This window comes from Photorhabdus aegyptia, from assembly GCF_000612035.1.
GTDB classification, from domain to species: domain Bacteria; phylum Pseudomonadota; class Gammaproteobacteria; order Enterobacterales; family Enterobacteriaceae; genus Photorhabdus; species Photorhabdus akhurstii.
This window is the reverse complement of sequence record NZ_JFGV01000077.1, coordinates 1-23,179: the sequence shown is the minus strand read 5'-3', so window position 1 is coordinate 23,179 and position 23,179 is coordinate 1. Positions and strand designations below refer to the sequence as shown.

Sequence of the window (23,179 nt, the reverse complement as noted above, 5' to 3'; positions counted from 1 at the left end):
GAACTGTCTTTTTATCGGGCACAAAAAGCCACCGCCGAATTAAACGCCGGCGCTCTGCACGATTTGATTGAAAAACAGCAGGCACAGCAACATGCAAATGAAAAGGTTTCAAATGACTTATACGCCGCTATCACACGCTTATCGCAAGCCACACAGCGTATTGAACAAAGTATTCCTGATGCCCTTAGTCGCGATGGGAGTGCTTACACCGGCATTGGCCCTGACGGGTTGCGGCTCTACCAAACCGCGCTCGGTTACCACCACGCCGCCCCTGGTGATTTCAGCCTGCCCGGCCATTCCGCCCGATCTGCTGCAACTGCCGCTGAAACCGCCGATGCCGCGTTCCGGGGAACCACAGGCGCTGTTGACCCACGCCAGCCGGTACGGGCAGTGGAGCCAGGAACTGGAGCAAAAGCTGCTGGCAATCAAAGCCCTGGTCGACAAACAACAGGGAAAACAAAATGAGCAGACTGATTGATAAAGCCTGTGAAGTAGAACAATGCCAGCGTGAATTGGCCCTAAAAGCCCATGTTGAGCGCCCAGTCCAGACAGGGAATGGCATTTGCGGTCACTGTGGCGAAGTGATTGATCCCGCCCGGCTGGCCGTTAATCCTGCGTTTGAACGCTGTATTGACTGCCAAACACAGTTTGAATTATGGGAGAAAAAATTCGGTGCTGGCATTTCTTAAAGAAAACTGGTCGATGGTATGGGCGGCGGTTACGGTTACCTTTAACGTGGTGCTGGTGTTGCTCAGTAAAACTTATGCCAAACGTGATGATGTTGAGTTACTTAAAATGCAAGTACGTCAGCTGGAAGGTTCATTGTCGACTTTACCGAACCAGAAAGAATTACACGCTTTGCAGTTAGAAATGGCAAATCTGCGCGGTGATTTAAAAGCGGCACTGCCGGAGCTACGCCAGTTGCGCCATATGAGTGATTTGTTATTGCAAAATGAATTAAAGGAAAAGAATTAATGTCATCCATGCGTGAAATTTTGAACGCTGACCAACGACTGGTTTTGCTGCGTTCACTGACCGAATGTGGTGGTGATGCTAATGAATCGGTCTTGCAGACCTGTCTTGATGCCTACGGTCATCGTATTGGCCGTGACGTGGTGCGCTCTCATATGTCCTGGCTGGAAGAGCAGGGGCTGGTGTCGATCAAGGATGTCGCCAGTTGTCTGGTTGCTACCCTGACCGGACGCGGGGCGGATGTCGCAGAAGGTCGCAGTACCGTACCGGGCGTGAAGCGCCCCCGGCCAAGGGGATAGTCATGAGTGATAAGCGTACCCGGGGCCGCCCATCAAAGATTGATTTGTTGCCGCAGGCCATCCGCGACCAGCTGCACAGTTTGTTACGTGACAAACGTCATACTCAGGAAGATATCCGTGCGGCAGTGAATGAATTGATTGATGAAGAAGGCTTACCCGATGCGCTGAAAATCTCCCGGACGGGTCTGAATCGTTATGCCTCCCGGATGGAAACCCTCGGTGCCCGTATTCGCGAGGGGAGAGAAATTGCTGACGTGTGGGTCTCCCGTCTGGGGTCTGCACCCTCTTCCGACGTCGGTAAGCTGTTGCAAGAATTTGTGAAATCCCTGGCGTTTGAAACCAGTATGAAGCTGGCCGAAGGGGGGGAGCCGGTTGAGCCGAAAGCCTTGTCTCAGTTAGCCCTGGTCGCTGCCCGCATTGAACAGGCCGCCATGACCAGCACCAAGCGCGAAAAAGAAATCCGGGCCGCGTTTGCGGCGGAAGCCGCAGAGCAGACAGAAACCCTGGTCAAACAGGCCGGTCTCACGGCGGAAGCGGCGGCAGATATCAAGCGTCAAATATTGGGGATTGCTTAATGCTGGCACAGGAATTAAACCCGGCGACGGAATTTATTATCAATGCGGTTAACGACGAAACGTTTGATCCCAATGCGGTGCTGCTGGGTTATCAAAAGCGCTGGATCGCCGATGAATCGGTCTTAAAAATTGCAGAAAAATCGCGGCGGGTCGGGTTGACCTGGGCTGAGGCCGCCGATGCATCACTGACCGCCGCCAAAGCCCGTGACGCCGGCGGCACAAACCATTTCTATATCGGTTCCAATAAAGAAATGGCGCGGGAATTTATTGATGCGGCGGCCATGTGGGCTAAGGCTTACGGTCTGGCGGCGGGCGAAATCGGTGAAGAAGTCTTTGAAGATGAAGACAAAGATATTCTGACGTTTGTTATTTACTTTAGCAGCGGGTTTAAAGTCCAGGCATTATCCAGCAATCCGAAGAACCTGCGCGGGATGCAGGGGAATGTCACTATCGATGAAGCCGCTTTCCATGAGCGGCTGGCCGAAGTGCTGAAAGCCGCACTGGCTTTGACGATGTGGGGGGCGAAAGTACGGATTATTTCGACGCATAATGGCACTGAAAACCTGTTCAACGAGTTGATCCAGGACTCACGTGCCGGGCGTAAGCGGTACGCTGTGCATACCATCACGCTGGATGATGCTTGCAATGACGGACTGTATAAACGTATCTGTCAGGTTTCCCGGCAAATCTGGTCGCAGGAAAAAGAGGACGAATGGAAAGCCAATTTACTCAAAGACACGGCGACGGAAGAAGATGCGCTGGAAGAATATTATTGTGTGCCGAAGCAGGGCAGCGGGGCCTATATCCCCCGAGTGCTGATTGATCGGGCAACTGATGAGGGGTGTGTTGTTGTCCGTTTTGCTATGCCCAGGGGCCATATGCGCTGGACGGAAGACGAGCGTAAAAACACGGTACTGACGTTTTGTGAAGAGATGCTGTTACCGGCATTACAAAAACTGGATCCCGATACCCGTCATGCCTATGGGCAGGATTTTGCCCGTTCCGGCGATTTATCTGTTATCGGGGTCGGGAGTATTGAGCAGGACACTCGCCGCAGGCTGTTGATCACCGTTGAACTGCATGATGTGCCTTATAACCAGCAGCGCCAGATTGCCTTTTTTATGATTGACCGGCTCCCCCGCCTGGTGGGTATCGCCATCGATTCGACGGGGAACGGCGGTTATTTAGGGGAAGCCGTGTTATTACATTACGGTGAAGATATGGTTGATGCTATCCATGTCACCGATAACTTTTATCGGGAGTGGTCGCCGAAATACAAGGCACTGTATGAATCCAATGACATCAGCATCCCTAAAGACGAAGATATCATTACTGACCAGCGTCAAATTCAGAATATCCGGGGTGTCCCCAAAATTGATAAAACCCGCCGAGCCGGGGCAAACGGTAAAAAACGTCACGGCGACAGTGCCGGGGCGTATCTGATGTTTACCCGCGCGACTTATATGGATGGACAAATGATTGACTTTATTCCGCTGCCGGGTAAACACACCGTGGCAAATGACGACGACGATTTACTGACCTTTGAGCGAGGCTGCTGGTGAAAATATTCAACAGATTAGTGGATGCGGTAGGTCGCCGTTTCTGGTTTAAGCCTGATATGCAAACGCAGGATGATGAGTCCCGTGTGTCACAGTTGCGCCGATACTACGGTGATCATCCGGTCAGTGGTTTGACGCCCGCGCGCGCGGCTGACATTCTGATTGATGCCGAGCGCGGCCAGCTACTGGCACAGTGTGAACTGGCGGAAGATATGGAAGAAAAAGACGCGCATTTGCAGTCAGAATTGGGTAAGCGCCGGCGGGCTATCCAGTCTCTGGATTGGGCGATTAAGCCGCCGCCGGATGCCAGCCGGGAAGAAATCCGGGATGCGGAACTGCTGACCGAAATCTTATTAGATGCGAGCTGGTTGCCCGATTGTCTTTTTGATGCCACGGATGCCATTCTGAAAGGCTTTTCCTGCCAGGAGATTGAATGGGAAAATGCCGGCGAGCTGATTATTCCGCGTGCGGTGGAATGGCGCGACCCGGCCTGGTTTCAGACGCCTCAGTATGAGCGCAATCAATTACGTTTACGCAACGGGACGGCGGACGGGGAAGATTTGCAGCCGTTCGGCTGGATACAGCATATTGCCAAATCCAAATCGGGCTATCTTGCTCGTACCGGATTAATCCGCACCCTGGTCTGGCCGTTTATCTTTAAAAACTATTCGGTTAGGGACCTGGCCGAGTTTCTGGAAATCTACGGTCTGCCTATCAGAGTTGGGCAATATCCGGCGGGCGCGACCGACAAAGAGAAACAGACTTTACTGCATGCGGTCATGTCAATCGGTCATAACGCCGGCGGGATTATTCCGCGCTCAATGTTGATTGATTTTAAAGCGGCGGCAGACGGCACATCAGACCCGTTCATGGCAATGATGAGCTGGGCTGAACTGAGTATGTCCAAATCTATTTTAGGCGGCACACTGACCAGCCAGGCTGACGGCGCGACGAGTACTAACGCGCTGGGTAACGTGCATAATGAAGTCCGTTTCGAGGTGCGCAACAGTGACGCAACCCAACTGGCGGCCACGCTGACACGAGACCTGGTGTTTCCATTATACGCCCTCAATTGCAAGTCGTTCGATAATCAACGGCGTAAGCCGGTGTTTGAGTTTGATTTGTCCGAGCCGGAAGATGTGAGCGCCTATGCCGCCGCGCTGCCGGGGCTGGTCGGTCTGGGGATGAAAATTCCGGTGCAATGGGTGCATGATAAGCTGCAAATTCCTGTTGCCGCCGATGATGAAGATTGCCTGAAAGTCCCCGAAACACCCGCAGCCCCGGATTTCTCTTCCGCCTTCTTAAACGCTAAAACCGGATGGACAGCATTAACGGCGGAGCCGGTGACATCGGTGAATACGATGCCGGGTGCGGTAAGCGGCCAGGAATGGCAAAACACGGTTGACCCGCTGCTGGTTCCTATTCTTGCGGCACTGGAAACCGGGGGCTATGAGGCGGCAAAAAATAAAGCGTCTGAACTCTATACTGACATGGACGATGAACAACTGGCTGATATGTTACATCGGGCGATGTTTGTCGCGGAACTTTGGGGGCGTCTGAATGCCACAACCGGTTGATTTAGGTATTGCGGCTAAATTAGAGCCAAAACTGGCCGTGGATTATTTTCGCGCCAAGGGCTATGACGTCAACTGGAACTGGCAGGAAACCGATGCTGCCGCTCATGCGCGGGCGTTCACCGTGGCCAAAGCGGCGCGGATGGATATTCTGACGACTATTCGTGATGAGGTGGATAAAGCGCTGAGTCAGGGCACCACCGAACGCGATTTTATTAAAAGCCTAAAACCCCGTTTGCAAGAGCAGGGTTGGTGGGGTAAGCAAATTGTGGTTGACGCGGAAACCGTCCAGTTAGGCAGCCCGGCCCGGCTGGCAACTATCTATCGCACCAATTTAGCGACCGCGTATCAAGCCGGGCGATATCAGCAACAACTGGCAAGTACAGATACTCATCCTTACTGGCAGTACATTGCTGTCATTGACAAGAACACGCGGAAAAGCCATGCCGCGATGCACGGGCGGGTGTTTCGTTTTGATGATCCGATTTGGAACACGCTCTATCCACCTAACGACTGGGGGTGTCGCTGCCGCGTTCGCGCATTGACTGCCGCGCAGGTTAAACGGATGGGGTTAACGGTCGAGTCCAGTCTCGGCGCGGTGAGCACCCAACTTGTTGAGACCGGGATTGATAAGCGGACAGGTGAAGTTTATCAGTCAGAAGTCACGACGTACCGCAATGGCAAGCAGCGCATGACCACCGGCGCGGGCTGGTCAAACAATGCCGGGCAACTGGCTATGGGGTCGGATATCAGTATTGCGCGTAAGCTGATTGGGTTGCAAAACCGTGAACTCCGTCAGCAGGTTATTCAGTCATTGAATAACGCCCCGGTACGACAAAACGCGTTCGCGCAATGGGTCGGCCAGGTGCTGACGCAACGGCGTCCTGGCAACAACATTCAGCCGCTAGGGTTTATGACCGATGATATTGCCGTGGCCGTGGAGGAACGGACCGGCAAGCCGGCCGCCCGCGTACTGGCTATCAGTGAGAAAGACCTGGTGCATGCTGACAGTCTTAAACACAAGAAAAAAGGCGTCGCCCTGACAATGGCCGAATATCAGGCGTTACCGCGGGTGATTGCTAATCCCTCGGCTGTCCTTTGGGATAAGCAGAATCAGAATTTATTGTATATTCGCAGTGACGATGACCTCACCATTAAAACAGTGGTCAATGCGCCGTGGTCGGTACGCAAACAACCGGATGCCTTAGATGTGGTGATTAATACGTACCGGGTGCCGTTAACTGAACTGAAAAAAGGCGTCGCTGGCGGGAATTATGAATTACTGAAAGGGGCGCTGTAACAACAAAGCCCCGAATAACCGGGGCTTGTCACAATGGCGGGAGTCGAACCCGCATAAACGTATGGCTTGCGCTGACGTCGAATTACCGTTATTCGTACACTGTTTAACCTATTTTACCATGAGTGAGAATGAATGCAACTTGACTATCAATTTGATGATGCGGCGATACAGGCGGCCTTTAAGCGGGTGCAAAAACTGGGGCGGGATACGACGCCGATCACCCGCGCGATTGCCGCGGTTCTCGCCAGTGAAAGTGAAGAGGCGTTTGCGCAAGAAGCTGACCCGACGACAGGCAACCCCTGGAAACCGTTAACCGAAAAGTACAAAGCCCGCCTGGCAAAAAAAGGCAAGACAGGCAGGATGTTACAGCGCTCACAGGGGGGGCTGGCGATGTCGTTGTCAACAGCGTATGACGCAGTGAGCGCTGTCATTGGCACTAACAAAGTTTACGCAGCGATCCATCAATGGGGCGGGTTGCCCGATATGCCGCCTGGCCCGGCTGCGGTACCCGCTCGCCCGTATATGGGGCTGTCAGCGCAAGGCGCGGCGGATATTATCGACATTATCAATACGCAGCACGCAGCCGCACTCAAGGCACGGTTAGTATGTCCGTCTTACAGAAAAAAAAGTTAAACGCCTCCTGCGATTTTTAAACGGGTTTTAAACGGGGTATAGTGTCACTGCTCTCCCCCGTTTTACCTTTTCTTTCCCATGCAGGTGTGATCCCCCACACACCCATTTTCTTTTCATATTGCCCAGAATGGCAGCATGAAAAAGAAAAGCCCAACTCCCAACACCCGTTTAGCGATTCTGAATGCCTCGATGACTCAGGCCGCCGATGGCTGGTATCAGCTCCTGCCCGCGGGGCATTTTAGTGCCCGTGACGGCCGCCCGGACGATGTTGTCGGTGGGCAGTGGTTTATGGATGCCGCCATTGCTGAACAGTTTATTACGGCGACAGCCGCTGTCGGCCAGCCGGTGTTGTTTGACTACAACCATGTGACATTAAAACAAGATGACGATGCTGCGGCGTGCAAAGACGCTATTGCGGCGGCCTGGCTGAAAAATCCCGCAACAGATATGCAGTGGCGCGAAGGTTTGGGGCTGTTTGTTCGCCTGTCGTTAACGCCGGCGGCTCAAACCGCCATCGATAACCGCGAATGGGCTTATCTGTCCGCCGTATTTCCTTATAACGAGCGGGGCCATCCCCTTTATTTGAGGATGGGCGCCCTCACCAATGACCCCGGTTTAACCGGTATGCGGCCTCTGGCTGTGCTGGCGGCGCAAACTCTTTCGGACTTTTTACCCCCATCAAAACAGGACATTGTTATGAATGATCTTATTCTCCAGTTGCTAGAGCAGCTGGGTATTGAACTGCCCGACGATACCGCCGAACTCAGCGAAGAGGCGCTCAGTGATTTGCTGAATCAGGCGCTGTCAGCGATTGAAACCCTGAAAGCGTCAGCCCAGGCAGCTGTTGATACGCAAGAGGTGATTGAGAGTACGGCAGACGCGGACAGTGTCACAAGTGGCGTAACCGATATCGTTGATGATGCCGCCGCCGATATCGCCGAAGCAGAGCAGATCCTTGAAGATGCCGCGTTAAGTGGTGTCGACTTAACTCAATTTGTTCCCACTCGTGCATATCAGATTCTGGCCCGCCGCGCCGCCGTGTTAAGTGCCCGGTCGGGTGCGCAAAGTGCGGAGTCGATTATCTCCAGCGCCCGCCGGCAAGGGCGCGTTATAGCCGCAGAGGTGCCTTATTTGCGTGCGGTAGCGAGACATCACGGTATTGCCGAGTTAAATGCCGCGATTGCGGGCCGGAAAGGCATTGCGGCCCTCACCAGCCGTCAAACCCTGAGAGCGAAACAACCGTCGCGTCTGGCCGTTCTGTCCGCGTCTGAAAAAGAAGCGGCGAGGCTCCAGGGATTATCTGAGGCCGAATTCCTGAAACGCAAACAAAAAGGAGCCAAATAATGGCGATTGTGACCCCCGCGCTGATTAAAGCGTTATTTACCGGCTGGAACGGCGATTTTCAAAACGGGCTTGACCAGGCTCCCAGCCAGTATGAGCACATTGCGACCGTGGTACCCAGCACGACAAAATCGAATACTTACGGCTGGCTGGGGCAGTTTCCGGGCATGCGTGAATGGATCGGTGATCGCGTTATTAAAGATATGCAATCACACGGTTATCAAATCATTAACCGGCCATTTGAGAGTACGGTGGGCGTTGATCGGGATGATATTGAAGACGATAACGTCGGCATTTACTCGCCGCTGTTTACTGAAATGGGACGTGCCGCCGGTGTGCAGCCGGATGAGTTGGTATTCGGTGCGCTGTCAAACGGCTTCTCTAATCTGTGTTACGACAAACAGAACTTCTTTGATGCTGACCATCCGGTCTACCCCGATGTAGACGGTAAGGGTGATGCTAAATCAGTCAGTAACATCCTGACAGACGACGGCTATAAAGGGTTGCCGTGGTTTGTACTTGATAATTCCAGGGCCATTAAACCCATTATTTTCCAGGAACGTAAAGCGCCGGAAATGGTAGCGATGGATAAAGTCGATGATGAGCAGAACTTTATGCGCAAGCTCATTCGCTATGGCGTCGATACCCGCTGTGAAGCCGGTTATTCATTCTGGCAACTGGCTTATGCCGCTAAAGCGCCATTAACCACGGATAACGTCTGGTCGGTGATTTCCGCCATGCGCCAATTTAAAGCCGATGGGGGGCGTCCGCTGGCAATCCGGCCTACACATTTGGTTGTGCCGCCGGCAATGGAAAAAGAAGCCACCCGGCTCCTTGAGCGTGAACTGACCGTAGACGCGAAGGGCGGCACTATCAGCAATGAAATGAAAGGCCGCCTTGAGCTGATTGTGGCGGACTACCTCTAATCACCTGTTAAACGGGGTGTTAACCCCGTTTAAACCTTGTTTAAAGGACATGAAATGTTATGTCAGAAAAAATTTCAATGGCTGAAAACGCCGAAACGATGGGTGTTTGCGTGGTTAATACCGCCCATGATGGCTATCGCCGTGCCGGGTTTGTGCTTGTTCGGGGAGAAAACACGTTGCCGACCATTGATGTTGACCAGCGCCAGGCGCTGGAAGCCGATCCCCGCCTGTCTGTCACGGTTATTACGACAGATACAGATAATGACGAACCGGGGCGGCTGGCTCATCAAGATAACTTATCTCCGTTAACCGGGCCTGAGCAGCCCGGCCGTGATGAACGGCTATTGAATGCTGTGATGTGTGCTGAACAGGAAGCGGACCCGCAGGTCTTTTTCACCAAAAGCGGTACGCCTCGTATTGAGAAATGGCGTGAAATCGTCGGTGACGATATCACCGTTGATGAAATCACGGCAGCACTGGCGCGGGGATGAATAAATGAGTTACGCCACACTGGCTGATATGTACGCGCGTTACAGTCGTGACGGTCTTAACACGCTGACGGATGTCAAGATTGATAACTGGGCCGCATTAACCGATGACGAACTGACTCTTGCGCGTCAGCGACTGATACAAACGGCGCTGGATGATGCTTGCGCGACGATTGACGGTTATATCGACAGTCGCGCGACCTTGCCATTGAAAACGGTCCCGTCGGTTCTGGTCAGGGTGGCTTGTGTGCTGGCGCGGTTTTCGCTCGAAGACGGCGCGGCCACGGAAAAAGCCACGAAAGATAGCGAAGAGGCGATTCGCTTGCTGGAAAAAGTCGCCGCCGGGGATGTCAGTCTCGGACTCAGTAAAGAGGCTGAACGCCCCGCAAGCGGTGATATTGCGCAAATCACCAGCGCGGGTAGCGTCTGGCAGCGCGAGAAATCGCGGGGATTTATCTGATGAAGACACCGGCCTCGATCACCAGTGATATTTCAGATGCATTGCTGGCGGGCATCCAACAGCTATTTGGTAAAACGCTGCGCAAAGTGGATACCCATCCCGGCCAGTGGAGCGACAGCGCTGTCAAGCTGATTATCAATACCGCACCAGCGGTTTATGTTGCCTGGCTGGGCAGTCGCCAGGGCGAGATACGTCATACGGCGATCAGCACCTGGGGCGTTTTTGTCAGCGCATCCGTGTTAAACGGTAAACAAACCCAGGTGCCAGGCATTTATCAGATTGTTGAACGGCTCACTGCCTGGCTGAACAACCGCCGGATTGCCCCGGCGGGTAATTTCACACTGACTCAGGTTGGCAACCTGTGGAGCGATACGCAAAGTCAGGCAGGCGTGGCGGTGTATGGGCTGTATTTTGATGCGCCGCAGCCGTTGCCGGACCCTGTCGCAATTGACGATTTGGACGATTATGAAACTCACTATCAGCGATGGGGGCAGCCATCTGGGACGCCTGAACAGGAAGCCCTGATCCATTTACCTACTCAGGATAAATTAACACCATGACTGAATTGCATATTAAACCCACACCGGGGTTAGTTGTTCGTGACCCTGAAACCTATCAGCCCTTAGCGGAAAAAGGGGGAAAAAAGCCCCGTAACGCCTACTGGCTGCGTCGGTTGAAAGACGGTGACGTGATTGAAATATCCGCTACAGTACCAACGAAAAAAGGAGCGCAATAAATGGCTCTCTCATTTAATGAAATCCCGTCAAATATTCGGGTACCCCTCTGCTACATCGAATTTGATAACAGTGCGGCCGTCACCGGCACGCCGCAGATGTTGCATAAGACGCTGCTCTTAGGATTGCGCCTGAAAACCGGGCGGGTACCCGCCGGGCAACCCTTTCGTGTTACCTCTGCCAGTGCGGCTGAAACCGCGTTTGGGCGTGGCTCCATGCTGGCTGAAATGGCCGCGTCATTTATCAAAGGCAATGCGTTTGCCGAACTGTGGGCGCTTGCCCTTGACGATACTGACGATGGCGTCAAAGCTGAGGGGAAAATTCAGCTTATCGGCAAGGTGGCTCAGACCGGGCAAATTGCGTTGATGATAGCCGGCGTTCCTGTACGTGTGACTGTCAAAGCCGGGGATGATGCGGTCACAATGGCCGGTAAAATCCGCGAGACGATTAGTGCACAGGAAAAACTGCCGGTCACAGCAAGTGCAGAAGCCCTGGCTGACACCGTGATATTGAAAGCCAAATGGGGTGGTGAAACCGGCAATGATATTGATGTCCGGGTCAACTACTACGACGGGGAAATGCTCCCGGCGGGCATCAACTTAGCGATCACCCCGATGGGTGGGGCCACGGGCAATCCCGATTTAGCAACCGCCATTACGGCGCTCGGTGATACCTGGTGGAACTATATTGTTAACCCCTTCACGGATACGCCGAATCTCGATTTACTGCGTGACGAACTGAAAACCCGTTGGGGGCCGCTGCGGATGATTGACGGCATTTGCTGGATGGCCTGCCGCGGCACATTAGCTAAAACCTCAACGTTCGGGACGTTACGCAATGATTATCTGTTTTCCACGCTGGCAACCGGGATTGCGCCGCAGCCAACTTATGTCTGGGCGGCCACCCTGGCGGGCGTGGCGGTGGGTTCACTGAGTATTGACCCGGCTCGTCCTCTCCAGACGCTGCAACTGCCCGGTATTTTGCCGCCTGCTGCCAGCGACCGCTGGGCATTGAATGAGCGTAACTTGCTGCTTTACGATGGGATTTCAACATTCAATGTGGCGGCGGGTAATGTCGTGCAGATTGAGCGCATGATAACCATGTATCGTGAAAACAGCTTCGGCGACCCCGACCCCAGTTATCTTGATGTCGAGACTATCGCGACTCTCTCGTATCTGCGTTACTCAACACGGGTGCGTATCACGCAAAAATACCCGCGGCATAAGCTGGCCAATGACGGTACGCCGTTCAGTGCCGGACAGGCGATAGTCACGCCGTCCGTCATCAGAACGGAGTTGTTGGCACTGTTTACCGAACATGAATTTGCCGGACTGGTGGAAGATTTTGACGCGTTTAAAGCAACATTGATTGTGGAGCGCGACAGCAGTGATCGCAATCGCATTAACGTACGCAGCAATCCGAACCTGGTTAATCAGTTCCGTATTTATGCGCACGCTATCCAGTTTATTTTGTAATAAGGAAAAATGATGGCAAGCCCCTATCAGTACACCGGTATCGCGTATATCCGGCTTAACGGCAAAGAAATTCAGACCAAGGATGGTGCGCAACTGACGCCCGGCGGCGTAACCCGTGACCCGGTTATCGGTGCCCGGGTTTACGGCTGGCAGCAGACACCGAAAGAAGCCCGGCTGAGCTGTGTTATTCCGCAAGGCCCCGGCGTCAGTCTGTTTGTGATTAAAAATATGGTGGATGCGACTATCGAATTTGAATGTGACACCGGCGAACGTTTTATGCTCGCTAATGCCTGGTGCGACGGTAATGTGTCACTCACAAGCAAGGGTGAGATATCCGCTGAATTTATCGGCATTGAATGTAAGGAAATTTAACCATGTTTCAGTTAAAGCACGGCCTGCAATACGGCCATGACGACGAGGCCGAAAAGCAGTTTGATGTCGAGCTGCGCCAGTTAACCGCCGGCGATTTGATTGATGCCGAAACCGCCAGTGAGCGGGTCGTGATGACGGAAAAAGGCCCGATGCTGCTCTCCAGTCCGGCGCAAATGGGCTATGAGTTGTTACGCCGCACTATCGCGCGGATTGGCAACATCAACGGCCCGATACCGATGGCACTGTTAAAAACACTGCATCAGGATGATTTGGAGTTAATCGCCAGCCAGGCCGGTTTACAGCGTCATGTCGCGATGGAAACGATGAGGCAAGTCGCAGACGAGGGGCGATAGTTTGCAGTGCGTTCGGGTTATCGAGCGCACTGCCTTATTCGTCGGTATTCGGCTTAAGGGTGGGCCAGCCTGGGCGCTGGCCTTACCGTTGCCGAAACTATTGCTGTACTCACACTGGCTGGAGAAACGCTAAATGACAACGAAAAATCGCGCCGAATTTATTGTTAATCTGGTCGGCAATGTGACGCAAAAATCCCGTCAGTTCGGGGCCAGTATCCGCCGGTTCGGCACGGAAGGCAGCCGCTCAATGCGGCTGTTTTCTAGCGCCGTCACCGGGGCGAACGGTATTCTGGATAAATTTGATAACCGCATTGTGGGATTTGTTACCGGCGGCGGGCTTGCAATGGCGGGCAAAAAAGTTGCTGATCATCAGCAAACCATCACAGAACTGGGCACAACCTATAATCTGACGGCGGACCAGGTGATGAAACTGGATGCCGCGGTAACCAAAGTCGCCGCGCATCGTAAACTCAGTACTTCTGATTTAACGACCGGTGCAGAAGCCTTTTTGGGAAAAACAAATGATTTTGAGGCGACGTTAGCGCAACTGGACAATATTGCACTAACGATTAACGCGATAAAACTGGAAGCCAGTGCTGCCGGGGATGAATTGGGCGGGATGTTTAATGTTGGCTTTAAGTCCCCAGAGAAAATGAGAAAATGGCTGGACAGCGTAGTTTCTGCCAGCAAAGAGGGGACGGGCAATATTGGTGACCAACTGGCTGCATTAAGGGGATTAGGAAAAGATACAAAATGGCAATCCCAGTTAGACCAACAGCAAATGCTGGCAGTGCTGCGGGTTGCCGATGCCGAATTCAATGATCCAGCGCAGGCTTTTTCTGCCATGCAAGGTTTTTACGACGTTATTAATGATAAAGAAAAGCAGAAAATTTTAAAACGAAAAGGCCGGATTAATGTAAAAGATAAAAATGGTCAATTTAAACATCCCCTCGATTTAATGTTTGAAATCGGCACGGCGGCCAAAAATAAAGAAAACAATTTAAAAGATGTTTTTGACGGCGATACCTTGAAACTGGCGTTGGTTTTTGCCGATCCCAAAAAACGGGATTTGGTAAAAAAAATTGCTCACCCGAAAAATATTGAAGAGGGATTGCTGGAGAAAAAAGCCACGCAGAATGTCCAGACGTTTAATGGTGCATTAACGTCCATGGCGAATACCGGCGAACGATTTGCGCAGTTAAAGCTGGCTAAGCCGGTTCAAGACCTGGCCGATGCCATTCATTCACTTACCCCAGAAGAGCTAGACAAATATGCCGCCGCAGTTGAAAAAGCCGCGTATGCCATCGGGGCTGCGGTAGCGGCACGATATGCATGGCGCGGTTATAAAAAGTTATCCGATATGGTTAAAGGACCTGGGGGCGCAAATTCCACTTCCCCGTCTAATAATGGCAAACTGGGGGCGGGTGATTCGGATGTGGTGCCCGTTTATGTCACGAACTGGCAAGACCAGAACAACAATAATCATGCCACTGGCCCTGATGATATCTTTAAATCAAAAAAAGGCAGACTCCGCGGAGCGGCAATTACATCAACAGTTGCGCTGCCCGGGTTGTCATCCGAAGAAGCAAGTAAAAATCTTAATAAGTATTTTGAACAGATGCGTGAAGAATACCCCCATGCATATGATAAGAACGGTCAAGAGCGCGGTTCCAAACTATTCCCAATTAGCCTCAAGGAGTGGTGGTATAAGCGTAACGATCAGATAGTGAAAGAAGGGATCAAGCCCTCCCCTTATTTAACCGGAAATTGGGAACAGAAGTCTCCTCCGTCGCTGGCAGAACCCGCAAGCCCACAGCCCCAGCCGCAGCAAAATCAGCAAAAACCGCCGGAAGGCAAGATCACGATCCAGGTTGAAACGACCGGGGATATCAAAGCGAAAACGAAATCAGTCAAATCGGAAAATATCGATTTGCGAGTGAACACCGGCTACAGCTACGGGAGAAGTTACTGATGATGTCCGATTTTGATGGCGTGTTAACCCTGTTTAATGATACCTCATGGCGCTCAAAAGTGGGGACGGGTAAAGGGGCATTTCGCGGTGCCCCATTCTATATTATTGATGATGCGACATTGACTGGCGGCCGTCGTGTGGTTCGTCATGAATACCCCTTGCGGGATGACGGCGAAACCGAAGACATGGGGTTGACCACCCGCGAGTATGCATTTACGGCGGTGGTGTTTGGTGATAACTATTTTAGTCAGCGTGATGCGCTGATAACGGCACTTGAAGCTCCCGAACCCGGCGAAATCGATCACCCTTATTGGGGCAAGCAGCGAATTCAAATCGAAACCTACACTGTACGTGAATCCTGCTATACCGGTGGGGTTGCGATGTTCTCTGTCACCTTTGTGCCGGCAGCGGATAAAACAGCCCCGGTTGAAGCGCACAAGCCCGAACTGAACAGCGACAGCCTGACGAGCCGCGTTCTGTCCGATGTCACAGCAGCATGGGACACTGTAACCGGCGCAATAGCTAAAGTCACCGATACGCTGAATACCGTTGAAGCGACGGTTAATACTATTGTTAACGGTATTCGCAGTTTGTCTGCCACATCAGGTATGAACCAATTATTAGGTTCCGCACTGGCGCTGAAAGGCTCCTTAAAGAATCTGATTAATGCCCCGCATCAGCTCTTTGATGATATCGCTAATTTGGTCAGCGGCATTGCGGAAGTTGCTCCACCCGCCGTTGCCAGCCGGGCATTACGTAAAACCGGCAGCAGTATTCAGGTGCAATCAAAATCGAATGTGCCGGCAGTGGCGCATTTACAGCATGTAGTGAATACCACCACCACGGTTTTTATTGCGGCTCAACTTGCTGGGTTAGTGTTAAACGCGGCGACAGAAGCCGCGAAAACCAAACCGCCGGCACCTTCATTAACCCTGGCCGGAACATCTTACACCGTTTTTTCTCCGGCAGCCGTTAATGCTCAGTCATCCGAATCTGGGGCTGAAATCCCGGTAACCTCTATTCCGCTGATTGAAACGCTGGATGATACCCGTAAAGCCAGCGTACAGCTTGATGATGAGCTGATGCAATTACTGATAGCAACCGGTGATTTGGGCTGGTTCGAGACCTCAAATCAGCTGCGAGATTTTCGCATTACTTTTGTGCAACAAATGCAGGCCACGGCGGGGGCGTTACCGACAGCCAGACAGATTGCGCTAGCAGGAACAGAGCCGGCGCTGGTCACGCTTTATCGTGAAACGGGTGAGGTGCATCAACTTACTCGTTTTATCCGACGGAACGGTATCCGACACCCGGCGTTCGTCACCGGTGGTGTAGAAATCGAGGTCATCAATGGCTAACACGATAGAATTAATTTTGGGCAATAAAATTTATTCCGGCTGGAAAACGCTGGATGTGACCCGCAGTATTGAAGATATGGCCGGGCAATTTTCGCTAGGTGTCACCGTTAAAGGCAGTGACTCACCGCTGGTACTCATGCCGGGACAATCTTGTCAGCTCGAAATAAATGGTCAGCGGGTAATTACCGGTTATGTGGATACGGTGGAAACCCGTATTGATGATGAGCGGACTATCACAGTGTCAGGCCGGGATAAAACCGGGGATTTAGTCGATTGTGCCGCAATACATGGCAAGGGTCAGTGGCGTAATGTCACGCTGGAAACTATCGCCAAAGACTTGTGTAAGCCGTTCGGTGTGACTGTTTGCTGGGAAGTCAAAACGGTATCGGCGGCAACCGTGTTCAAACAATGGCAGATTGAACCCGGCGAAACTGTGTTTGACAACCTTTCTCGTGCTGCCCGGCACCGCGGGGTATTGATAACCAGCAATGCCCTGGGTGAGTTGGTTTTTACCACTGCCGGCACGGAAGAAGCCGGTGTTTTAGTGCTGGGGCCAGCAGACAATAAAGGTGTAAAAATTCAAACGATTGACACCTATCTGTCCTGGGTTGACCGGTTCAGTTTGTATCGCGTCAAAGGCAGTAATGCCGCTGGCGGCTTATGGGGAGAAACCCAAACCCCGGCGCAATCTACCGCGATTAATATTGATGTGCGTGATGCTGAAATTACCCGCTATCGCCCCACTATTATTCTTGCTGACGATAACCTGACTAAGGCGAAAGGCAATGCACGCGGTTCGTGGGAGCAAAAACGCGCACTGGCGCATGGCGTAACCGCAACGGTGGGGGTCACCGGCTGGTTCAAACCAAACGGCCAGCTTTGGCAGCCTAACGAACTGGTGGTGCTAAAGGCCCAGCCAGCCGGATTGAATGAGAAAGCCCTGTTGATTATCTCGGTGAATTATACGCTTGATAACGATGCCGGGACAGTAACAAAGCTCGAACTGATGCCGCGTGACGGTTTTAACGAACCCGCCCAGCCTGAACCCAAAACCAATGATGGGGTATGGAAATGATTAATCAGCTTAATAAACTCATTGCCAGCCTTCAGCGCCGGGTCCGGCTGCTGATTTCGCGGGGCGTGGTTAATATTGTCAATGACTCACTGAAACGGCAAAACCTGCAAGTTTCGTTGCTGGCTGATGAAGCGGCTGACGATGTGGAACGTTTTCAAAACTATGGTCACAGTAGTGTTCCTCCCGTCGGCAGTGAGGCTATTGTGTTGTCGGTCAGTGGCGTTCGCCAGCACCTGGTTGCGATTGCCGTCGATAATAAAAACAGTCGTATGGGTAAGTTAAAGGCGGGTGACAGTACGCTTTATCACCTGGAAGGGCATCATGTTTTACTGACTGAAAATGGTGTTGTTCGCATTCAGTGCAAGCGTCTGGAAGTCGTGGCGGATGAAATTGTGTTTGATGCTCCCCAAACCCGCTTTACCGGCAATGTTGATATAAAAGGTGTCAGTACGGCTGACAATCATATGTCAGGTTCAACCAGCGGTAAAGACCACATTCACACAGAGCATGACGGATACAGCACGAGCAAACCGAGATGAATGACATTGCGCTTCAATGGCAAACCAACAACGCAGACATTGCTATCAAGCATGCGGATATTGTGCTCGATAATTCATTAGCTACCGCGGTCATTATTTCCTTGTTTACTGACCGTCGGGCACTGGATTCTGACGAGCTTCCTTCGGGGGCCGGTACTGACAAACGCGGTTGGTGGGGAGACTCATTTAATGCGCGGCAGATTGGCAGCCGCTTGTGGCTTTTATCACGAGAGAAACAGTTGTCATCGGTTTTGCATCGCGCCAAAGCCTATGCAGAAGAAGCGCTGACATGGCTGATTGAAGATAACAATGCAAAGCAAATCACTGTTGCTGCAACAGCACCCGAACGCGGGGTTTTACTGTTGACAATTAATATTATTCTATTCAACGGCAGTGTGTTGCCATTGTCGTTTAAAGCCCATTTAAGTGTGATTTAAATGCCGTATAAAGCCCCGCCTCTTAGCACATTACTGGCTCGTACTCAGTCAGATATTGAAAGTCGTTTACCCGGCACATTTGCCCGTTCTGCATTCAGTACCACGGGGGCAATTGCTTTTGCTAACGCGGGTAATGCCGCCGGATTGCATGATCATCTTGCATGGACCAGCCGACAAGTTGTTCCGCATCTTGCGGATGATGACAAGCTGCTTGAGCATTGCGAATTCTGGGGAGTATGGCGTAAACCCGCCACTCAGGCAACAGGCAGTATTACAGTGACTGTGCTAAATGAAACCGTGATACCGAAAGGCACACGCTTTCAGCGCCCGGACGGGGTTGTTTTTGAGTCCGTTGATGATGTCTATGCGGCACCGGGTGAAAACCCAGTTTCTGTTATTGCCATCGAACCCGGCAGGCAGGGAAATACAGCATCCGGGGTTGAATTTGAATTGGTTTCGCCCGTAGTGGGTGTAAAAACTCAAGCGATCAGTCAGTACATCGGCGGTGGTGCAGAACTGGAATCGATTGATTCACTGCGTTCTCGTTTGTTGTTCAGGGTGCAATATCCGCCCTCCGGGGGCAATAAATATGACTATGAACGCTGGGCAAAAGAATGCGCAGGTGTCACTCGCGCCTGGTGTATTCCTCGCTACCGTGGCTATGGGTCGGTCGGTGTTTTGTTCGTGATGGACGAAGAAACCAATATATTTCCACGACCAGGCGATCTGGTGCGTGTGAAAGAATACCTGACCGGGCATATTAACCCGGTGACTAATCAGGCAGAGGGTAAGACTACCGGGGCAGAACTGATTGTTGAAAGCCCTGCTGCCAAGATCATTAATTTTCGTATTCGCTTATCGCCGAACACAGAAGTCGTCAGACAGGCGGTAAAAACCAATTTGAAAGGTTATCTGGAAAATTTGCCGCCGGGTGGACTGGCTTTGCTATCAGAAATGCGGGCAACCATTTCTAACGCGCCGGGTGAAATTGATAACACTGTGATTTCACCTGTTGCGGACGTGTATGCAGCCGGGCATGAAATTTTTGTACTCGGAGATGTCGAATGGCAATGACCGCAAAAGACTATCAAAAATCCGGGCTTGATTTGCTGCCCAACGGTAAAACCTGGCTAAAAGATCCTGATAGCAATTTGGGTCAATTAATGCTGGCTACCGGCGAAGAATTTGCCCGCATCGATGTGATTAATGATGCCATTTTAAATGAAATTTATGCCGACCGGGCTTTTATGCTGCTTGAAGATTGGGAAGACTTTGCCGGGCTTCCCGATTGCAGTATTGACAATGAGTCAACAATTGACAGTCGCCGGCAGGCAGTAAAAGCAAAATTAGTGATGTCGGGCAGTCTTTGTAATCAATTTTATGCGCACCTGGCGGCAGAACGCGGCTATCGTATTAAAATCGAGGAGCATTACCCCCATCATTGCCTGCGTGGATGCAACTATCCCATTTATCCAGAAAAGAATTGGTTTCGTGTTTTTGTTCATGTCTTTGAAAGAACCTCGCGCTTTTCAACTGTGCTTGATAATTGTCAGCAACGCTTGCGTGTTGCTGATGCGGCAGACCTTGAGTGTTTATTAGAACGCTATGCCCCCGCCGAAACTGAATTTGTATTTATTTATCATGAGGATTAACGATGTTTGGACTTGATAACCCATCGGGCGTTAGCGTAATGCCGCCCATCACGCCGGCAAGCAATCCAACACCGCTCTGGTTTACTGAGGGCGGCGCGGGTCTTGCTGTCAGCTACCCCGGTCAGGAGTGGTTTAACATTGTGCAAGCTGAATTGCTGTCTGTATTGCAAGCGGCGAGTATTAAGCCTGATAAGAGCAAATTAGATCAACTTGCTGTAGCCATTAAAAGTATTGTCGCTGAAAAGAGCATTGGGCTGACGGATAAACTGGGTAATAGCAGTGTATTAGCCGCATCACAAAAGCTGGTTAGTGAAGTGAATGACAATGCTAATAGTAAGCTGGCAAAAAATCAAAACGGTGCCGACATTCCTGATAAAAATGCGTTTGTGAAAAACCTCGGCTTATCGGATACGGTGGAGTTGGCAAAGAATTCAGCACAGCAAAGTTTTGTTGATGCTAATTTCTTGCGTATTAACAGTGCTTCCGATGCAAGTGTCGGTTCTTTAACGATTAATAACAACACAAACTATCCGAATTTGCGTTTCAAATCGAAAGATGGGCATGTATTGGGGGTTAACGGTTCAGAAGGGAAATTGTTGCATATCTATTCTAACGATGAAAACGGCAATCGTAGATACAATTTATTTGCACAACAGAAAAGCGGAACATTAGCGACACTTGATGATATTGTTCCCGTTGGCGTCCCGCTTCCATACCCCCATCGCTACACGCCACCCGGTTACTTAACGTGCAACGGTCAGACATTCGACAAATCTTTATACCCGAAGCTAGCGGAAGCCTACCCTGCCGGTAGAGTGCCCGATTTAAGAGGCGAATTTATCCGGGGATGGGATGATAGTAGAGGGGTCGATCCGGGGCGCGTGTGCGGAACGTGGCAAGCTGACAGCACAAAAAGAATACAGCTTGCATCGGGTTACGGTAACGAAAATAGCTATTTGTGGACGTATCAGGGGGCGCCGGGTGGCTACAAATACCCAATCGGCAGAGACGCTATGGGCACCGCCACAGCTACGTCAATTGCTGACAACACTGGCGGCCATGAAACCCGCCCCCGCAATATCGCATTTAACTACATAGTGAGAGCAGTATAATGACAGAACAAAAATACTCTTTAGAACATGAAACAGCCGTATTGGGTGAAGACGGATTAGCAATTCAACCTGGCTGGATAAAAGTTTATCACTCGAATCAGATAACGAGAGAATTCATTGCTTCAGATATCGAATACGTCATGCTCGGTGTCAGTCTATCAGCCGGTGCTTATCCTGACGCGCCAAAGCTTCCAGATTCTGATGACAAGGCGGTCTGTCGTAGCAAAGATGGAAAGTGCTGGGAAATCCTACCCGACTACCGCGGAAAAATTGCTTACGACACGCTGACTCGTGACCCGATTGAAGTGACTGAAATCGGTGAGCTGCCCGACACGTTAACATTTAAGAAGCCCCCAACTGATTTTGACAAATGGGATGGTAAGGACTGGGTAGTTGATAAAGACTTACTCAAGTCTCATCAAATCAACGAAGCAAAACAACAACAAGCAGCACTGTTACAGCAAGCAAATGAAACAATCTCATTGCTGCAAGACTCTGTTGACTTGGAAGACGCTACTGATGCAGAGAAAGAAGCTCTGCTCGAATGGAGAAAATACAGAGTGCTATTGAGTCGTGTAGATGTGAATCAAGCGCCCAACGTTGAGTGGCCTGAGCAGCCCAAATAATAAAAACAGGGCCGTTTGGCCCTTGTTCTTCGTGTTCCGTGTTCAAGATTTGGAGATTAAAGATGTCAATACGTCGTTTTTTAATTGCTGCAAGTAGCATCATGAATATCATGCCAGCAACCAATTACAGGAAGCTTATATCATCGAAAAGTGACAATGAGAAAATCCGCAATGATATTGCTGCGATATCTCAAGATACGGTTAATGCTTTAAATAAAAACAGAGTCAGCAAACGCACTGCGCTATTTAACAATATTAAGTAAATCATCAGCAGTAATATTGCTTAAGCCTTCTCGAATATCTTCACTGACTTTTTTCAGTGATAAAGTAAATTCAATTTTTCGGGCTTTACCGTTGTAGCGAGCCGCGTAAATTGAAAAAGCGCGTCATTTAAATTGATAAAATTTCCGCGCCGCGCTTTTTATCAAAATATGTGATTTATTTTAGCTGTTCTTGTCTGGTTTTCTCTATTGGTAAATATTTATAAATAGTGGAGAGGGAAACATTGTAAATCAGCGATAGCTGTTTACGTGTGTGACCCTTTACCAGTAATCTAGCAGCTTGCTGTTGTTCAGCAACTGATAATGCTACTGGTCTGCCTCCAACCCTCCCTTGCGCACGAGCAGCTATTAATCCAGCAATTGTCCTTTCAACTATCAACTCCCGTTCCATTTCTGCCAGTGCACTCATAACGTGAAAGAAGAATCTCCCCATTGCTGTACCAGTATCAATACTGTCAGTCAGACTCTGAAAGTGAATGCCACGTTCACTTAAATCGGAAACTAAATCGACCAGATGTTTTACACTACGACCAAGCCTATCTAGCTTCCAAACAACTAAAGTATCTCCTTTCTTAAGTCGTTTTAAAGCCCGCTTTAAACCAGGTCTGTTGGTTGTTTTTCCACTTAATTTATCCTCAAAAATTTGCTCACAATTTATACCTATCAACGCATTTTTTTGTAAGTCGCTGTTTTGGTCATTTGTTGACACCCGGATATAACCAATCTTTGACATGTAAATTCCGTCGCTGCACATAGAATAAATTGTATTTATCAAAATTAGCTCTATGTGTGAGTGTGCGAAAAACCTCACGCTGATTTACAGTGTTTCCATCTGGAATGGTGACCTGTTAATTTAGCCGCTGGATAAGATCTCTCAAGCGGCCTTTTTAGATCAATTAATGTTCAAAATGAGTGTTTGCAAGAATGGAGAAAGAAACGAGCAAAAAGCAGTCAATCATTGACCGCAAAAGGACCTCAATAAACCACATGTTTTGATAAAAAGCGCGGCGCGGAAATTTTATCAATTTAAATGACGCGCTTTTTCAATTTACGCGGCTCGCTACAC

29 protein-coding genes and 1 pseudogene are annotated in these 23,179 nt (G+C 50.7%); 29 read left to right on the top strand and 1 reads right to left on the bottom strand.

Annotated features, from left to right (window positions below; all coding sequences use genetic code 11):
- The 29 genes and pseudogenes from BA1DRAFT_RS23620 to BA1DRAFT_RS18765 all read left to right on the top strand — a co-directional run.
- Positions 1-465 (top strand): annotated as a pseudogene (locus tag BA1DRAFT_RS23620) (hypothetical protein); the annotation flags it as partial.
- Positions 462-689 (top strand): TraR/DksA C4-type zinc finger protein, encoded by a 228-nt coding sequence (locus BA1DRAFT_RS18895; protein WP_036782293.1) that lies wholly within the window; start codon positions 462-464, stop codon positions 687-689. The pseudogene BA1DRAFT_RS23620 and the gene BA1DRAFT_RS18895, both read left to right, overlap by 4 nt.
- The gene (locus BA1DRAFT_RS18890; protein WP_072164826.1) at positions 673-975 is read left to right on the top strand and encodes a DUF2730 family protein; all 303 of its coding nucleotides are present in this window, start codon (positions 673-675) and stop codon (positions 973-975) included. Before BA1DRAFT_RS18895 ends, BA1DRAFT_RS18890 begins: the two co-directional genes overlap by 17 nt.
- A gap of 8 nt (positions 976-983) precedes the next feature.
- A complete protein-coding gene (locus BA1DRAFT_RS18885; protein WP_036782305.1) occupies positions 984-1,271 on the top strand; it encodes a VpaChn25_0724 family phage protein in 288 nt (95 codons plus the stop codon).
- A 2-nt stretch (positions 1,272-1,273) separates the two neighbouring features.
- Positions 1,274-1,846 (top strand): DUF3486 family protein, encoded by a 573-nt coding sequence (locus tag BA1DRAFT_RS18880; RefSeq protein WP_036782289.1) that lies wholly within the window; start codon positions 1,274-1,276, stop codon positions 1,844-1,846.
- Entirely contained in the window at positions 1,846-3,408 is a 1,563-nt protein-coding gene (locus BA1DRAFT_RS18875) for a terminase large subunit domain-containing protein (RefSeq protein ID WP_152544350.1), read from the top strand. The genes BA1DRAFT_RS18880 and BA1DRAFT_RS18875 overlap by 1 nt, the downstream gene beginning before the upstream one ends.
- Complete coding sequence (locus BA1DRAFT_RS18870; protein ID WP_235201165.1) at positions 3,405-4,982, top strand: DUF935 domain-containing protein; 1,578 nt, start codon at positions 3,405-3,407, stop codon at positions 4,980-4,982. Before BA1DRAFT_RS18875 ends, BA1DRAFT_RS18870 begins: the two co-directional genes overlap by 4 nt.
- Positions 4,966-6,279, top strand: a complete 1,314-nt coding sequence (locus tag BA1DRAFT_RS18865) for a phage head morphogenesis protein (RefSeq protein ID WP_036782287.1) — start codon at positions 4,966-4,968, stop codon at positions 6,277-6,279. Before BA1DRAFT_RS18870 ends, BA1DRAFT_RS18865 begins: the two co-directional genes overlap by 17 nt.
- A gap of 132 nt (positions 6,280-6,411) precedes the next feature.
- Positions 6,412-6,912: a phage virion morphogenesis protein gene (locus BA1DRAFT_RS18860; protein ID WP_036782285.1), complete on the top strand. Its 501-nt coding sequence runs from the start codon at positions 6,412-6,414 to the stop codon at positions 6,910-6,912.
- Between the two features lie 135 nt (positions 6,913-7,047).
- Positions 7,048-8,256: a phage protease gene (locus BA1DRAFT_RS18855; protein ID WP_036782283.1), complete on the top strand. Its 1,209-nt coding sequence runs from the start codon at positions 7,048-7,050 to the stop codon at positions 8,254-8,256.
- The gene (locus BA1DRAFT_RS18850; RefSeq protein WP_036782281.1) at positions 8,256-9,179 is read left to right on the top strand and encodes a Mu-like prophage major head subunit gpT family protein; all 924 of its coding nucleotides are present in this window, start codon (positions 8,256-8,258) and stop codon (positions 9,177-9,179) included. The genes BA1DRAFT_RS18855 and BA1DRAFT_RS18850 overlap by 1 nt, the downstream gene beginning before the upstream one ends.
- 59 nt (positions 9,180-9,238) lie before the next feature.
- Complete coding sequence (locus BA1DRAFT_RS18845; RefSeq protein ID WP_036782279.1) at positions 9,239-9,670, top strand: HI1506-related protein; 432 nt, start codon at positions 9,239-9,241, stop codon at positions 9,668-9,670.
- A gap of 4 nt (positions 9,671-9,674) precedes the next feature.
- Positions 9,675-10,127 (top strand): gp436 family protein, encoded by a 453-nt coding sequence (locus tag BA1DRAFT_RS18840; protein ID WP_036782277.1) that lies wholly within the window; start codon positions 9,675-9,677, stop codon positions 10,125-10,127.
- The gene (locus tag BA1DRAFT_RS18835; protein ID WP_036782275.1) at positions 10,127-10,687 is read left to right on the top strand and encodes a DUF1834 family protein; all 561 of its coding nucleotides are present in this window, start codon (positions 10,127-10,129) and stop codon (positions 10,685-10,687) included. Before BA1DRAFT_RS18840 ends, BA1DRAFT_RS18835 begins: the two co-directional genes overlap by 1 nt.
- Complete coding sequence (locus BA1DRAFT_RS18830) at positions 10,684-10,863, top strand: DUF2635 domain-containing protein (protein WP_036782273.1); 180 nt, start codon at positions 10,684-10,686, stop codon at positions 10,861-10,863. The genes BA1DRAFT_RS18835 and BA1DRAFT_RS18830 overlap by 4 nt, the downstream gene beginning before the upstream one ends.
- Complete coding sequence (locus tag BA1DRAFT_RS18825) at positions 10,864-12,336, top strand: phage tail sheath subtilisin-like domain-containing protein (protein WP_036782271.1); 1,473 nt, start codon at positions 10,864-10,866, stop codon at positions 12,334-12,336.
- Between the two features lie 12 nt (positions 12,337-12,348).
- Complete coding sequence (locus BA1DRAFT_RS18820; protein WP_036782269.1) at positions 12,349-12,708, top strand: phage tail tube protein; 360 nt, start codon at positions 12,349-12,351, stop codon at positions 12,706-12,708.
- A gap of 2 nt (positions 12,709-12,710) precedes the next feature.
- Complete coding sequence (locus tag BA1DRAFT_RS18815) at positions 12,711-13,061, top strand: phage tail assembly protein (RefSeq protein ID WP_036782267.1); 351 nt, start codon at positions 12,711-12,713, stop codon at positions 13,059-13,061.
- 1 nt (position 13,062) lies between these two features.
- Complete coding sequence (locus BA1DRAFT_RS24425; protein ID WP_268747246.1) at positions 13,063-13,194, top strand: hypothetical protein; 132 nt, start codon at positions 13,063-13,065, stop codon at positions 13,192-13,194.
- Positions 13,195-15,033: a phage tail tape measure protein gene (locus tag BA1DRAFT_RS18810; RefSeq protein ID WP_036782266.1), complete on the top strand. Its 1,839-nt coding sequence runs from the start codon at positions 13,195-13,197 to the stop codon at positions 15,031-15,033.
- A complete protein-coding gene (locus tag BA1DRAFT_RS18805; protein WP_235201163.1) occupies positions 15,033-16,391 on the top strand; it encodes a DNA circularization protein in 1,359 nt (452 codons plus the stop codon). Before BA1DRAFT_RS18810 ends, BA1DRAFT_RS18805 begins: the two co-directional genes overlap by 1 nt.
- Positions 16,384-17,466 carry a phage baseplate assembly protein gene (locus tag BA1DRAFT_RS18800; protein ID WP_036782264.1) on the top strand — a complete coding sequence of 361 codons (1,083 nt, stop codon included), beginning with the start codon at positions 16,384-16,386 and terminating at the stop codon, positions 17,464-17,466. Before BA1DRAFT_RS18805 ends, BA1DRAFT_RS18800 begins: the two co-directional genes overlap by 8 nt.
- Positions 17,463-18,005, top strand: a complete 543-nt coding sequence (locus BA1DRAFT_RS18795; protein ID WP_036782262.1) for a phage baseplate assembly protein V — start codon at positions 17,463-17,465, stop codon at positions 18,003-18,005. The genes BA1DRAFT_RS18800 and BA1DRAFT_RS18795 overlap by 4 nt, the downstream gene beginning before the upstream one ends.
- Entirely contained in the window at positions 18,002-18,442 is a 441-nt protein-coding gene (locus tag BA1DRAFT_RS18790; protein WP_036782260.1) for a phage GP46 family protein, read from the top strand. Before BA1DRAFT_RS18795 ends, BA1DRAFT_RS18790 begins: the two co-directional genes overlap by 4 nt.
- Complete coding sequence (locus BA1DRAFT_RS18785) at positions 18,443-19,516, top strand: baseplate J/gp47 family protein (RefSeq protein WP_036782259.1); 1,074 nt, start codon at positions 18,443-18,445, stop codon at positions 19,514-19,516.
- A complete protein-coding gene (locus BA1DRAFT_RS18780; protein WP_036782256.1) occupies positions 19,507-20,094 on the top strand; it encodes a YmfQ family protein in 588 nt (195 codons plus the stop codon). Before BA1DRAFT_RS18785 ends, BA1DRAFT_RS18780 begins: the two co-directional genes overlap by 10 nt.
- 2 nt (positions 20,095-20,096) lie before the next feature.
- On the top strand, positions 20,097-21,206 hold the full coding sequence (locus BA1DRAFT_RS21420; protein WP_051560857.1) for a tail fiber protein: 1,110 nt from the start codon (positions 20,097-20,099) through the stop codon (positions 21,204-21,206).
- The gene (locus BA1DRAFT_RS18770; RefSeq protein WP_036782254.1) at positions 21,206-21,832 is read left to right on the top strand and encodes a tail fiber assembly protein; all 627 of its coding nucleotides are present in this window, start codon (positions 21,206-21,208) and stop codon (positions 21,830-21,832) included. The genes BA1DRAFT_RS21420 and BA1DRAFT_RS18770 overlap by 1 nt, the downstream gene beginning before the upstream one ends.
- 62 nt (positions 21,833-21,894) lie before the next feature.
- Positions 21,895-22,095 (top strand): hypothetical protein, encoded by a 201-nt coding sequence (locus BA1DRAFT_RS18765; protein ID WP_036782253.1) that lies wholly within the window; start codon positions 21,895-21,897, stop codon positions 22,093-22,095.
- Between the two features lie 175 nt (positions 22,096-22,270).
- Here the strand turns inward: BA1DRAFT_RS18765 and BA1DRAFT_RS18760 are convergent, their stop codons facing one another.
- A complete protein-coding gene (locus BA1DRAFT_RS18760; protein ID WP_036782250.1) occupies positions 22,271-22,846 on the bottom strand; it encodes a recombinase family protein in 576 nt (191 codons plus the stop codon).
- Positions 22,847-23,179: the final 333 nt, after the last annotated feature.

Bases quoted from the DNA above. Each gene is read 5' to 3' on its own strand.
- BA1DRAFT_RS18780 (WP_036782256.1), top strand. From the start codon at position 19,507: ATGGCAATGACCGCAAAAGACTATCAAAAATCCGGGCTTGATTTGCTG.
- BA1DRAFT_RS18770 (WP_036782254.1), top strand. From the start codon at position 21,206: ATGACAGAACAAAAATACTCTTTAGAACATGAAACAGCCGTATTGGGT.
- BA1DRAFT_RS18845 (WP_036782279.1), top strand. From the start codon at position 9,239: ATGTCAGAAAAAATTTCAATGGCTGAAAACGCCGAAACGATGGGTGTT.
- BA1DRAFT_RS18760 (WP_036782250.1), bottom strand. From the start codon at position 22,846: ATGTCAAAGATTGGTTATATCCGGGTGTCAACAAATGACCAAAACAGC.
- BA1DRAFT_RS18840 (WP_036782277.1), top strand. From the start codon at position 9,675: ATGAGTTACGCCACACTGGCTGATATGTACGCGCGTTACAGTCGTGAC.
- BA1DRAFT_RS18880 (WP_036782289.1), top strand. From the start codon at position 1,274: ATGAGTGATAAGCGTACCCGGGGCCGCCCATCAAAGATTGATTTGTTG.
- BA1DRAFT_RS18865 (WP_036782287.1), top strand. From the start codon at position 4,966: ATGCCACAACCGGTTGATTTAGGTATTGCGGCTAAATTAGAGCCAAAA.
- BA1DRAFT_RS18765 (WP_036782253.1), top strand. From the start codon at position 21,895: ATGTCAATACGTCGTTTTTTAATTGCTGCAAGTAGCATCATGAATATC.
- BA1DRAFT_RS18875 (WP_152544350.1), top strand. From the start codon at position 1,846: ATGCTGGCACAGGAATTAAACCCGGCGACGGAATTTATTATCAATGCG.
- BA1DRAFT_RS18785 (WP_036782259.1), top strand. From the start codon at position 18,443: ATGCCGTATAAAGCCCCGCCTCTTAGCACATTACTGGCTCGTACTCAG.
- BA1DRAFT_RS18895 (WP_036782293.1), top strand. From the start codon at position 462: ATGAGCAGACTGATTGATAAAGCCTGTGAAGTAGAACAATGCCAGCGT.
- BA1DRAFT_RS18795 (WP_036782262.1), top strand. From the start codon at position 17,463: ATGATTAATCAGCTTAATAAACTCATTGCCAGCCTTCAGCGCCGGGTC.
- BA1DRAFT_RS18810 (WP_036782266.1), top strand. From the start codon at position 13,195: ATGACAACGAAAAATCGCGCCGAATTTATTGTTAATCTGGTCGGCAAT.
- BA1DRAFT_RS18835 (WP_036782275.1), top strand. From the start codon at position 10,127: ATGAAGACACCGGCCTCGATCACCAGTGATATTTCAGATGCATTGCTG.
- BA1DRAFT_RS18850 (WP_036782281.1), top strand. From the start codon at position 8,256: ATGGCGATTGTGACCCCCGCGCTGATTAAAGCGTTATTTACCGGCTGG.
- BA1DRAFT_RS18860 (WP_036782285.1), top strand. From the start codon at position 6,412: ATGCAACTTGACTATCAATTTGATGATGCGGCGATACAGGCGGCCTTT.
- BA1DRAFT_RS18820 (WP_036782269.1), top strand. From the start codon at position 12,349: ATGGCAAGCCCCTATCAGTACACCGGTATCGCGTATATCCGGCTTAAC.
- BA1DRAFT_RS18790 (WP_036782260.1), top strand. From the start codon at position 18,002: ATGAATGACATTGCGCTTCAATGGCAAACCAACAACGCAGACATTGCT.
- BA1DRAFT_RS18885 (WP_036782305.1), top strand. From the start codon at position 984: ATGCGTGAAATTTTGAACGCTGACCAACGACTGGTTTTGCTGCGTTCA.
- BA1DRAFT_RS18830 (WP_036782273.1), top strand. From the start codon at position 10,684: ATGACTGAATTGCATATTAAACCCACACCGGGGTTAGTTGTTCGTGAC.
- BA1DRAFT_RS21420 (WP_051560857.1), top strand. From the start codon at position 20,097: ATGTTTGGACTTGATAACCCATCGGGCGTTAGCGTAATGCCGCCCATC.
- BA1DRAFT_RS18805 (WP_235201163.1), top strand. From the start codon at position 15,033: ATGATGTCCGATTTTGATGGCGTGTTAACCCTGTTTAATGATACCTCA.
- BA1DRAFT_RS18855 (WP_036782283.1), top strand. From the start codon at position 7,048: ATGAAAAAGAAAAGCCCAACTCCCAACACCCGTTTAGCGATTCTGAAT.
- BA1DRAFT_RS18800 (WP_036782264.1), top strand. From the start codon at position 16,384: ATGGCTAACACGATAGAATTAATTTTGGGCAATAAAATTTATTCCGGC.
- BA1DRAFT_RS18815 (WP_036782267.1), top strand. From the start codon at position 12,711: ATGTTTCAGTTAAAGCACGGCCTGCAATACGGCCATGACGACGAGGCC.
- BA1DRAFT_RS18825 (WP_036782271.1), top strand. From the start codon at position 10,864: ATGGCTCTCTCATTTAATGAAATCCCGTCAAATATTCGGGTACCCCTC.